This window comes from Phenylobacterium sp. SCN 70-31 (genome assembly GCF_001724605.1).
Taxonomy (GTDB): domain Bacteria; phylum Pseudomonadota; class Alphaproteobacteria; order Caulobacterales; family Caulobacteraceae; genus Phenylobacterium.
Window position 1 is genome coordinate 70425 of sequence record NZ_MEEX01000011.1, and the last position, 11608, is coordinate 82032.

Below are 11608 nucleotides of genomic sequence, written 5' to 3' on the forward strand. Positions count from 1 at the left end.
CAGGTGAGACGTTCGAAAGCCATGCCGGCGCGAATAGCCCGCGGCGCGCCTCACGACAAGTCCGCCGGCGCGGCGGGCGGATCGCCCCGCCGCCGGCGGAGGGCCGCCTTCGCCTCGGCCGGCGTCAGGCCGCCGAAGGCGAACAGCAGCGCCGGGTAGAGCGCCAGACCCGCCGAACAGACCAGGACGATCGAAATCTCCTTCACCCCGAAGGGCGCGACGGCGCCGACCGCCGCCTCGATCTCGGCCCGGAAGAGGTTTGCGGCGAAAAGCGCGCCGCCCAGGGCCGCGCTGGCCAGCGCGATCCGTACGATCCGCGAGGCGGTCTGCGGCGAGGGCCGCCAGTCGCCGCGGCGGGTGAGCGCGACCCACATCTGCAGCACGCTGATCCAGGCCGCGACGCTGGTGGCGATGGCCACGCCCTGGAAGCCGATGGCGTAGAACAGCGCGATCCCCAGCACGATGTTGACCCCGACCGAGATCAGCGAGAACCGCATCGGGGTCCGGGTGTCCTGCCGCGCGAAGAACGCAGGCTGGAGGATGCGCAGCAGCACGAACGCCGGCACGCCCCAGCCGTAGTGGAACAGGAGCTGGCCTGTGGCCGCCGCGTCGACCGCGGTGAACTGGTCGCGGGTGAACAGGCCGTCGATCAGATAGACCGGCAGCGCCATCAGCGCCGCCGCCGCCGGAAGACTGAGCGCCAGGGCGAAGACGATCCCCTGGTCCATCGCCGCCTGGGCGTCGTCGTGGTCGTCCCGCTGGAGCGCCTGCGACAGCCGCGGCAGCAGCGCCACGCCGATGGCCACCCCTACCAGGCTCATGGGAAGCTGGTAGAGCCGGTCCGCCACGTTCATCCAGACGCGCATCCCGGCGATCTGCGAGGCCAGGATTCCCGAGATGAAGATGTTGATCTGCGTGGCCGAGTTGGCGATCGCGGCGGGCACGGCCAGTGTCACCAGCGCCTTCATCTCGGGCGTCAGACGCGGCCGGACGAGGCGCAGGCGCGCGCCGCTGCGCCGGGCGCCCCACCAGCAGATTCCCGCCTGGCCGATCCCGGCGATCACCACCCCGGCCGACGCCCACCAGGCGGCCCGCACCGGGTCGGTCTGGGGCAGCACCACGGCCAGCATCACAAGGTTGAGCACCGTCGGATAGGCCGCCGAGACGATGAACTTTCCCCGGGCGTTGAGGACCCCGGAGAACAACGCCGCGATGGCCATGCACGGCAGGTAGGGCATCGTCACCTGGGTGAGCATCCAGGCCAGGCGGAATTTCTCCGGCTCGTCCGCGTAGCCGGGGTTGATGACGTACATCAGCCAGGGCATGGCGAGCTGGGCGACCAGCATCACCGCCACGGTGGCGACCGCGACGGTGGCCAGGGCGTCGGCGGCGAAGCGGTCGGCGTCGGCCTCGCCCTCTCCCGCCAGCCGCCGCGAGTAGGCGGGAACGAAGGCCGCGGCGAAGGCGCCCTCGGCGAAGATCCGGCGGAACAGGTTCGGGAAGGCCAGCGCGGTGTAGTAGGCATCGGCCGCGATGGTGGCGCTGGCCCCCAGGCGTGCGGTGACCACGAGGTCGCGGACCAGACCCATCACCCGGCTCACCAGCGTCAGCCCCGAGAAGATGGCCGACGAGCGCAGCAGGCCGCCGGATCGCTTTGGCGCGGGTCCGGGCGCGGGCGCGGGCGGCGCGGGAGACGGGGTGGCGGTCTCGGTCACGGAGCCCTAGGGACGCTGCGTCGGAAGCGGCGTCAACCTAGCCGCAAGCGCCGCGGATCGCCCGTGGATTCTCGGCGCCGACGCGCTACGCTGATGCGCAGAACAGAGGGAGGATCGTCGTGGGGCTGAAGGTGATCGGGTCGGGACTCGGCCGGACGGGCACGCTGTCGACCAAGCTGGCGCTCGAACAACTGGGATTCCGCTGCCATCACATGGCCGAGGTGTTCATGAACCCGGCGTCGATCCCGCTCTGGGTCGAGGCGGGACGGGGCCGGGGGGACTGGGACGCGATCTTCGACGGCTACGAGGCCATGGTCGACCACCCGGGCTGCTGCTACTGGCGCGAGCTGATGGATCGATATCCGGACGCCAAGGTGCTGCACACCGTCCGCGACCCCGACAAGTGGTTCGACTCCACCCAGGCGACCATCTTCAGCCCGCACCGGCCGCACCCCGACCAGGAGCCGATGAAGACGTTCTTCGACCAGATCAACGCCTTCTACGGCGGCGACATGCACGACCGCGGCTTCATGACCGACTTCTTCCGCCGCCATACGGAAACGGTGGTCGCGGCCGTGCCGAAGGACCGGCTCCTGGTGTTCGACGTGCGCGAGGGCTGGGACCCGCTGTGTGCGTTCCTGGGCGTCCCCACGCCCGACACGCCCTACCCGCGCGAGAACTCGACGGAGCAGTTCCAGAGCCGCGCCGGGTCCGGCAAGGCGCCGCTCGACATGGACAAGATCGCGCAGTCCGCGCGGGCGGCGGCCGGCAAAGCCTAACCCTCGGCCGATCCTAATCCCGCGCGCCGAACACCGCCGAGCCCACCCGCACGCTGGTGGCGCCGAAGCGGATGGCGGTCTCGAAGTCGGCGCTCATGCCCATCGAGAGCTTCGCGAGGCCGTGGCGGCGCGCGATCTCGCGCAGCAGCGCGAAATGCGGGCCCGGCGGTTCGTCGGCCGGCGGGATGCACATCAGCCCCTCTGGCTCCAGGCCGTAGCTTGCCCGGCAGGCGGCCACGAAGGCGTCGGCCTCGGCGGGGACGACGCCCGCCTTCTGCGGCTCCTCGCCGGTGTTCACCTGCACGTAGAGCCGGGGCCGGCGGCCCTGGCGCTGGACCTCCTCGGCCAGCACGCGCGCCAGCTTTTCGCGATCCAGGGTCTCGACGACGTCGAAGAACGCCACCGCCTCGCGCGCCTTGTTGGTCTGCAACGGGCCGATCAGGCGCAGCTCCAGGCCGTCCGACCGCCCCTCCCAGCGCGTCATGGCCTCCTGCACGCGGTTCTCGCCGAACACCCGCTGGCCGGCGGCCAGCACCGGCGCGACGGCCTCCCAAGGCTGCTGTTTCGACACGGCCACCAGGGTCACGTCGGCCGGATCGCGCCCGGCGGCTTGCGCGGCGCGGGCGATCCGGGCCACCACATCGGCGTAGGCTGCGGACTCGGAAGAGGGGGCGGACATTTCGGCGTTCTGGACCCTTGAGCGGACCGCCCGGCTTCTACCGGCGCGCCGGAGGCTGCGGAAGGCCCTGCCGTCCCTCCTGTTCTTCACCGACCCGGCGCGCACGCCCGATCCCGAGGCCGTCGCCCGGCGCCTGCCGCGCGGCGCGGGGATCGTCTTCCGTCACTTCGGCGCCCCGGACGCCGAGGCCGGGGCGCGGCGGCTGCTGGCCATCGCGCGCCGGCGCGGCCTGCTCCTGCTCATCGGCCAGGACGCGGCCCTGGCCGCCCGGATCGGCGCGCACGGCGTCCACCTGCCCCAACGGCTGGCCCATCGCGCCGGCCCGCTGCGCCGCGCCCGGCCCGGCTGGCTGATCACCGCGGCGGCCCACGATCCGGCTGCGGCCCGGGCGCCCGGCGCGCACGCCGTCGTGGTGTCGCCGGCCCTGCCGTCGCGCAGCCCTTCCGCCGGGCGGCCCCTGGGCCCCGTGCGGCTGGCGGCGCTGGCGCGCGCGGCCGGGCGTCCGGTCTATGGTCTGGGGGGAATAGGCGACGCCACCGCACGGCGGCTGAGGGCCAGCGGTCTCGTCGGCCTGGCGGCCGTGGACGGCCTCAGAACTTGAAGGTGGATTCCAGCCGCACCTTGGGCTGGTCGGCGGGGCGGGCCTGGTTGCGCTGCGGCGTCAGGTCCTGGTCGCCCAGGGCCACCGAGCCGCCCACGCGCACCGACGGCGTGATCCGGAAGAAGGCGCCGGCCGAGACGTCGTTCGACGTCGCAGGACGCCCATCGGGCTGCTGCATGCCGAACGTCAGGCCGAAACGGCCCTTGCTGGCGTCCAGCTTGTAGGCCCGGCTGGCGCTGGGCGCCGCGGTCGTGGGCTCGGCGCGAACGGTGAAGTCGACGGACTTGGCGGCCGGATCGGCCGCCCACGCGCCGCCCGCCGCCATGCTCATCAGCATGGCTGTGGCCAGGACGATGCTCGCGCCGCGCTTCGACATCCGAACTTATATAGCCCCAACGGTCACCTGCCGCGACCCTGCCCATACAGCACAGCGTCGCGATTGCCAGCGAATTAAGGGCGGCGCCTTTTCCGGGTCAACGGGAGTCAGCCGTCGTTCAGCTTGTGAACGATATATGCGCGCCGTGTGTGGCCCAAGCGCCACGCGATTCCTGTTTGGCGGTTCCGGCGGCGTTGTTATAGAGGCAGCCGGCGCGGGGCGGCGCCGTGGCGCGCGGATGCGCCCGCGGAAATCTATGGAGGCGGATGCTAATGCCGTTTGTGCGCGGTACCCGGACGCGAGTCCTCAAGGTGGCGGTCGTGGCGCTGGGCGTCGCCGGCCTGGCGGCCTGCGGCAGCGTTCCGACCCCCTTTGGCGGCAATTCTCGCGCCCGCCCCGCCGGCGACAGCGCGGCCGCCATCGCCGTGAACGGCTATCTGTGGCGCGCGACGCTGGACACCCTCAGCTTCATGCCCCTGCAATCGGCCGATCCGTACGGCGGCGTGATCATGACCGACTGGTACGTCAATCCCGAGAAGCCGGACGAGCGCTTCAAGGCGACCGTCTACATCCTGGACTCGCGCCTGCGCGCCGACGGCCTGAACGTGGCGGTCTTCAAGCAGGTCCGCGACACGTCGGGGACGTGGATCGACCAGCCGGCCGCCGGCCAGACCGAGACCGACATCGAGAATTCGATCCTGACCCGCGCACGCCAGCTCCGACTTTCGAACATCCGGGGCTAGCTGCTCCCCCTTCTGGGGGAGCTCCCGCGAAGCGGGTGAGGGGGCCTCCCTCTCCGGTCGACCGCCGCGGATGAAGCCCCCTCCGGCTCGGGGCTTCGCCCCGATCCACCTCCTCCAGCGGGGGAGGAATGCCGTTGACCGGAAGTCCAACTCCAGTCCAAAGGCCGCGCGTCATGGCCCGCTACAATCCCAAAGACATCGAGCCCAAGTGGCGTCAGGCGTGGACCGACGCCGACGCCTTCCGCGCGGTCGCCGACCGCAGCAAGCCCAAGTACTACGTGCTGGAGATGTTCCCGTATCCGTCGGGGCGCCTGCACATGGGCCATGTGCGCAACTACGCCATGGGCGACGTCATCGCCCGCTTCAAGCGGGCCAAGGGCTTCGCCGTGCTGCACCCGATGGGCTGGGACGCCTTCGGCCTGCCGGCCGAGAACGCGGCGATGGAGCGCGGCGTCGATCCCAAGGCCTGGACCTACGAGAACATCGACCGGATGCGGTCCGAGCTGAAGGAGCTGGGCCTGAGCATCGACTGGTCGCGCGAGTTCGCGACCTGCGACGTCGACTACTACGGCAAGCAACAGGCCTGGTTCTTGGACCTGTTCGAGCGTGGCCTGGTCTATCGCAAGGAAAGCGTCGTCAACTGGGACCCCGTGGACCAGACCGTCCTGGCCAACGAGCAGGTGGTGGACGGCCGCGGCTGGCGGTCGGGCGCGGTGGTCGAGAAGCGCAAGCTGAACCAGTGGTCCATGCGGATCACCGACTACGCCGACCAGCTCACCGACGACCTGAAGGCCCTGGACCGCTGGCCCGAGAAGGTCCGCGTGATGCAGGAGAACTGGATCGGGCGCTCCAAAGGCCTGAAGTTCCGGTTCCACTTCGCCCACGCCCGCGCCGGCGAGGAGATGGAATCCGCGCGCGCCGGGGGGGCCGCGCCCGACGGCTTCGCCGACGGCCTGGAAGTCTACACCACCCGGCCCGACACCCTGTACGGCGCCAGTTTCGTGGGGATCGCCGCGGACCATCCGCTGGCGGCGGCCGTGGCGGCGCGCGACCCGGCCGCGGCGGCGTTCATCGACGAGTGCCGCAAGGGCGCGGCCACCGAGGCCGAGATCGAGACGGCCGAGAAGAAGGGGTACGACACCGGCCTCCGGGTGAAGCACCCGTTCGACCCGGCGTGGGAGCTGCCCGTCTGGATCGCGAACTTCATCCTGATGGACTACGGCACGGGCGCGATCTTCGCCTGCCCGGCGCACGACCAGCGCGACCTGGACTTCTGCCGCAAGTACGATCTGCCCGTCCGGCCGGTGGTCCTGCCCCCCGGCGAGGACGCGGCCGCGTTCCGGGTGGGCGACGAGGCCTATGTCGGCCCGGGCACGCTCTACAACTCCGACGGGCTGGACGGCCTGGACATCGAGGCGGCCAAGGCCGAGGCCATCCGCCGGATCGAGGCGCAGGGCGACGGCGAGGGTGCGACGGTGTTCCGCCTGCGCGACTGGGGCGTCTCGCGCCAGCGGGCCTGGGGTTGCCCGATCCCGGTCGTGCACTGCCCGACCGACGGCGTCGTGCCCCTGCCCAAGAGCGCCCTGCCCGTGGCCCATCCGGCCGACATCGAGTTCAGCAAGGCGGGCAACGCGCTCGAGCGGCACCCCACCTGGAAACACACCACCTGTCCGAAGTGCGGCGGTCCGGCGGTTCGCGAGACCGACACCCTCGACACCTTCGTGGACAGCTCCTGGTACTTCGCGCGGTTCGCCAACCCGCACGCCGCCGAGCCGATCGACAAGTCCGAAGCCGACTACTGGCTGCCGGTGGACCAGTACATCGGCGGCATCGAGCACGCCGTCCTGCACCTGCTGTACGCCCGCTTCGTCACCAAGGCCCTGGCCGACGACGGGCAGCTCTCGGTGCGCGAGCCGTTCGCGGGCCTGTTCACCCAGGGCATGGTCACCCACGAGACCTACCGTCGCCAGACCGGCGAATGGGTCGAGCCCAAGGACGTGGAGATCGTCGCCGAGGGCAACACCCGGCGGGCGGCCCTCGCCGGCTCGGGCGAGCCGGTGGTCATCGGCGACATCGAGAAGATGTCGAAGTCCAAGAAGAACACGGTGGCCCCGGAGGAGATCTTCGAGGTCTACGGCGTCGACGCCGCGCGCCTGTTCGTGCTGTCCGACAGTCCGGCCGAGCGCGACGTGCAGTGGACCAGCGGCGGGGTCCAGGGCGCCTGGCGCTTCGTCACCCGCGTGTGGGACGAATTCGACAGCCAGCCCGCCGATGTGGCCGCCGCCGAACCCGACGCCGAGCTGCGCCGCGCCACCCACAAGCTGATCCGCCAGGTGACCGAGGCCATCGACGGCTTCCGGTTCAACTCGGGCATCGCGCGCCTGTACGAGTTCCTGAACCTCCTGAAGGCCAACCCCGCCAAGGGCGCGTCGCCGGCCGTCCTCGCCGCCCGCCAGGAGGCGCTGTCGGCCTTCGCCCGCCTGATCGCCCCCTTCACGCCCCACCTGGCCGAGGAGTGCTGGGCCCGGATCGGCGGCGAGGGGATGGTGGTGGCGGCCCCCTGGCCCACGTTCGACGCGGCCCTGACCGAGGACTCGACGAAGGTCCTGCCGGTCCAGGTCAACGGCAAGCGCCGCGGCGAGATCACCGCCCCGGCGGGCGCCGAGCCGGCCGAGGTGGAGGCGATCCTGAAGGCCGACGCGGACATCGCCGCTAAGCTGGAAGGCCTGACGATCCGCAAGATCATTGTGGTCAAGGACCGGATCGTGAATATCGTGGCCGCATGAGGATCGCTCTGACCTTCGCCGCACTGGCGGTCGCCACAGGCCTGTCCGGCTGCGCCGGCTTCCAGCCGCTGTACGGCGAACCCCAGGTGGTGCGGAGCCTCGCGGCCATCGACGTCCAGGCTCCGGCCGGGCGGACAGGCTACCTGATCCGTCAGCACCTCGACGACGCCTTCGGTCGCAACCCCGGCGCGCCCCCGGCCTATACGATGGAGCTGAGCCTCGGCGAGGCCCGCTATCCGCGCGGCGTGCGGATCGACAACGTGGCCACCCGCTACGAGTACGTCCTCACCGCCGCCTATGTGCTGAAGACCGTCCCGGACGGCGCCGTCGCCCGGCGTGGCCAGGTGCGCGTCGAACTGACCTACGACTCCGCCGACCAGCCCTACGCCTCCATAGCGGCCCAGCAGGACGCCCAGGATCGCGCCGCCGACGAGGCGGCCCGCCGGATCCAGCTGGAGCTGGCCGTCTGGCTCGCCAACGGGGGCCAACGCGCCGCGGGGCGCTAGATGATCCTCAGCCGCCGCCCCGATATCGAGCGGTTCCTGTCGAAGCCCGACCCGGCCGTCCGCGCCGCCCTGATCTACGGCCGCGACCTGGGCGTGGTCCGCGACCGCGGCCACCAGCTCGCCGGGAAGCTGGTCCCCAATCCGGACGACCCGTTCGACGTCGCGGTCCTGACCGAGCAGGATCTGGCCGACGACGCCGGCCGTCTGGAGGGCGAGCTGGCGGCCCAGTCGCTGATGGGCGGCCGCCGCCTGGTGCGCCTGCGCCTGACGGCCGAAAAGCCCGCCGCCGACAAGCTGGCGGCCGAATCCCTGGTCCGCCATGCAGCCGGAGAGCTGAACCCGGACGCCTTCTTCCTGATCGAGGCCGGGAACCTGGGCCGCGAGTCCGCCCTGCGCAAGGCGGCCGAGAAGGCGACGGCCGCCGCCGCCATCCCCTGCTACGAGGACGAGCCCGGCGACGTGGCCCGCCTGGTGCGCGACACCCTCGCCGCCGACCGGGTCGGCCTGACCGCCGACGCCCTCCAGCTGTTCGTGGGCCGGCTGCCCAAGGAGCGCGGCGTGGCGCGCCAGGAGATCGAGCGCCTGGCCCTCTACCTCGGCCCGGGCGGCGGCATGACGGCGACCCCCGCCGACCTCGAGCCCTTCCTCGGCGTCGAACCCGAATCCTCGTTGTTCGACGCCGCCGCCGACGCGTTCGGCGGCCGCATCGCCGAGGCCCAGGCAGGCCTGCGCCGCGCCGCCCAGGAGGGCGAGTCCGGGCCGGCCGCCGTCCGCGCCGTGGGGATGCACCTGGGCCGCCTCCGCCGCACGCTCACCCTGGTCAAGGCCGGCGCCGGCGCGCAGGAGGCGGCCAAGGCCTCGGGCGTGTTCTGGAAACAGGAGCGGGAGTTCCTCCGCCAGGCCCGCGCCTGGACCCTGGACGAACTCGACCGCATCCAGCCCGAGGTCCTCGCCGCCGACCGCGCCTGCAAGACAGCCGGCTCGCCCGACCGCCTCATCGCCGAACGCCTGGCGCTCATGGTCGCCAGCCGCGCCCGGCGCCTCGGGCTGTAAGGCCGCCGCCACCGACGGACCCTCCCCCACGACGCCCACCCAAGCGCGACCCCGAAAAGTGTCCGCCTCGGGCGCCAGAAACCGACCTTCCCGCCGCAGGCGCCGCCGATAGGTTCGCGCCAACCACAAAAAAGGGGAAGCTGAGATGATTTTGTCGTGCGCGGCTGCGCGTCCCATGACCCGCATCATGCTCGCCGCGAGTTCCGCCGCCGCCGCCTTGCTCGGCGCGGGAGCCGCCTACGGTCAGTCCGGTGAAGCGGCGAGCCTCGAGGAGCTCGTCGTCACCGCCCAGCGGCGGGAGGAGACCCTGCGCGAGGCGCCCGTCGCGGTGTCGGCGTTCAGCGGCGAGGCGATCCAGGCCCAGGGAATGACCAACCTCTCCGACCTGCGGAGCATGATCCCGAGCGTCCAGATCGGCGAGAGCTACACGGAATCCCGCGTCGCCATCCGTGGCGTGGGCAGCCAGAGCACCCTGCTGGGCGCTTCGCCGGCCGTCGCCTATCACGTCAACGGCGTCTATCTGGAGCGCACGGGCGTCGCCGGCGCCGCGTTCTTCGACGTCGAGCGCATCGAGGTCCTCCGGGGGCCGCAGGGAACCCTGTTCGGCCGCAACGCGACGGGCGGCAGCATCAACGTCGTGACCAAGCGCGCCACCCCCGAGTTCGGCGGCTATGCGGGGGTCACCCTCGGCGCCGAGCCGTTCCACTACGGCCTCGACGCCGTGGTGAACGGCGCCCTCGACGCGGCCGGCGTGGTGTCGGGCCGGATCGGCGTCCAGCGGCTCTACAGCAACGGCTACACGAAGAACCTCGAGAACGGCGGCCGCCTGGACGACGCCGACAGCGTGGCGGTTCGCGGCCAGCTCCGGTTCGCCCCCGGCGGAGCGTTCGAGGCCGGCCTGACCGGCGAGTACCAGCGCCAGAACACCGCCGGGCCGGCGCAATGGCTGCTGGGCGGCCCGAACTTCGCCCTCACGCCGGCCGAACTGATGGGCGGGACGCGCCCCGACAAGTCGCGCCGGGCGGTGTTCGCCAACCAGGGTTTCAACGACAAGACCTTCAAGGGCCTGACCCTGGACGCGAACCTCGAGACGGATCTGGGCGCGTTCGAGTTCCTGGCGGCGGCCCACGGCACGGACATCTCGCTGCGCGTCGACGGCGACGGCACGCGCGCCCTCTTCACGCTCAGCGACTTCAACCAGAAGGCCGAGCAGTACTTCTCCGAGCTGATCTTCCGCCCGGATCTGGGCGAGACCCTCGACGTGCTGGTGGGGGTCAACGCCTTCTACGAGAAGGCCGAGCAGCTCATCGAGGTGCGGACCCCGCCGCTGAACCGGATCACCATCATCGACGCCGAGGTCCAGACCTATTCGTACGCGGCCTTCGCGCACGGGACCTGGGAGGTCAGCGACGCCTGGGACGTGTTCGGCGGGATCCGCTACACCTTCGACCGCAAGGCCATCGACGAGGCCAACAACTTCCTGGGCGTGGGGACCAACCGCTCGAACTGGGACGCGGTCACCTACCAGATCGGCACGTCCTACGACCTGAGCCGCGACATCAGCGCCTACGCGACCTACGCCACCGGCTTCAAGGCCGGCGGCTTCCAGGCGGGCAGCTTCACCCGGGCCTTCAACCCCGAGACCAACAAGAACCTCGAGGCGGGCCTCAAGGGCTACTATCTGGACCGGCGCCTGGAACTGAACATCGCCGCCTTCCGCTCGTCCTACGAGGACCTCCAGGTCAACCAGATCCGCGGCGTCGCGGCGTTCATCGACAACGCCGCCGAGGCGACCATCAAGGGGGTGGAGCTGGAGGCCCGCGCCCAGCTTCCCTACGGCTTCCGCGCCGAGGCCGTGGTCTCGCTGCTGGACGCGAAGTTCAAGGAGTATGCGACGATCGACTCCGCGCGGCCGGCGCTGGGCGAACTCGACCTGTCCGGCAACCGCCTGCCCAAGGCGCCGAAGGCCACCGCCACCTTCGCGCTGTCGCACGTCACCGAGCTGGACGCCGGCCGGCTGACCGTCGGCGCCCGCTACAACTGGCAGGACGATGTGTTCTTCAGCGAATTCAACCTGCCGGTCGTGTCGCAGAACGCCGTGGGTCGCTGGGACCTGACCGCCGAATTCCGCTCGGCGGACCGCCTCTGGACCGTGGGCGCCTATGCGCTGAACCTCACCGACGAGGTCGTGATCAACAACGTCAACGTCGTCGCCGCCTCGCTGGGATCGGCCGCCATGTCGAATCTCGATCCGGGGCGCAAGGTGGGGCTCTTCGTCCGCCGCGACTTCTGACGGCCACACCCCTGGCCGCGGACAGCCGTCCGCGGCCATCGCTACCAGCGTTCCGGGGCGGCGCCGTCGTCCCGGCC

10 protein-coding genes are annotated in these 11608 nt (G+C 71.4%); 7 read left to right on the forward strand and 3 right to left on the reverse strand.

Going from position 1 to position 11608, the window contains the following annotated elements:
* Positions 1-50 precede the first annotated feature (50 nt).
* The gene (gene murJ, locus ABS78_RS10595; protein WP_293378297.1) at positions 51-1715 is read right to left on the reverse strand and encodes a murein biosynthesis integral membrane protein MurJ; all 1665 of its coding nucleotides are present in this window, start codon (positions 1713-1715) and stop codon (positions 51-53) included.
* A 119-nt stretch (positions 1716-1834) separates the two neighbouring features.
* Here murJ and ABS78_RS10600 point away from each other — a divergent pair, with 119 nt between their 5' ends.
* Positions 1835-2494, forward strand: a complete 660-nt coding sequence (locus ABS78_RS10600; protein WP_293378300.1) for a sulfotransferase family protein — start codon at positions 1835-1837, stop codon at positions 2492-2494.
* A gap of 13 nt (positions 2495-2507) precedes the next feature.
* Here the strand turns inward: ABS78_RS10600 and ABS78_RS10605 are convergent, their stop codons facing one another.
* Complete coding sequence (locus tag ABS78_RS10605) at positions 2508-3173, reverse strand: YggS family pyridoxal phosphate-dependent enzyme (protein ID WP_293378303.1); 666 nt, start codon at positions 3171-3173, stop codon at positions 2508-2510.
* A 151-nt stretch (positions 3174-3324) separates the two neighbouring features.
* Here ABS78_RS10605 and ABS78_RS10610 point away from each other — a divergent pair, with 151 nt between their 5' ends.
* On the forward strand, positions 3325-3774 hold the full coding sequence (locus tag ABS78_RS10610) for a thiamine phosphate synthase (RefSeq protein ID WP_363083062.1): 450 nt from the start codon (positions 3325-3327) through the stop codon (positions 3772-3774).
* On the opposite strand, the gene ABS78_RS10615 is transcribed toward ABS78_RS10610, so the two are convergent.
* A complete protein-coding gene (locus tag ABS78_RS10615; protein ID WP_293378306.1) occupies positions 3764-4150 on the reverse strand; it encodes an NtrZ family periplasmic regulatory protein in 387 nt (128 codons plus the stop codon). The genes ABS78_RS10610 and ABS78_RS10615 overlap by 11 nt on opposite strands.
* Positions 4151-4422: 272 nt before the next feature.
* Between ABS78_RS10615 and ABS78_RS10620 the strand changes: the two genes are divergently transcribed.
* The 5 genes from ABS78_RS10620 to ABS78_RS10640 all read left to right on the forward strand — a co-directional run bounded on the left by ABS78_RS10620 (position 4423) and on the right by ABS78_RS10640 (position 11531).
* Complete coding sequence (locus tag ABS78_RS10620) at positions 4423-4893, forward strand: DUF3576 domain-containing protein (RefSeq protein WP_293378309.1); 471 nt, start codon at positions 4423-4425, stop codon at positions 4891-4893.
* A gap of 173 nt (positions 4894-5066) precedes the next feature.
* Positions 5067-7679: a leucine--tRNA ligase gene (leuS, locus tag ABS78_RS10625; RefSeq protein WP_293378312.1), complete on the forward strand. Its 2613-nt coding sequence runs from the start codon at positions 5067-5069 to the stop codon at positions 7677-7679.
* Complete coding sequence (gene lptE, locus ABS78_RS10630) at positions 7676-8185, forward strand: LPS assembly lipoprotein LptE (protein WP_293378315.1); 510 nt, start codon at positions 7676-7678, stop codon at positions 8183-8185. The genes leuS and lptE overlap by 4 nt, the downstream gene beginning before the upstream one ends.
* Positions 8186-9238 carry a DNA polymerase III subunit delta gene (gene holA, locus ABS78_RS10635; protein WP_293378318.1) on the forward strand — a complete coding sequence of 351 codons (1053 nt, stop codon included), beginning with the start codon at positions 8186-8188 and terminating at the stop codon, positions 9236-9238.
* 175 nt (positions 9239-9413) lie between these two features.
* Positions 9414-11531 (forward strand): TonB-dependent receptor, encoded by a 2118-nt coding sequence (locus tag ABS78_RS10640; RefSeq protein WP_293378321.1) that lies wholly within the window; start codon positions 9414-9416, stop codon positions 11529-11531.
* Positions 11532-11608 lie beyond the last annotated feature (77 nt).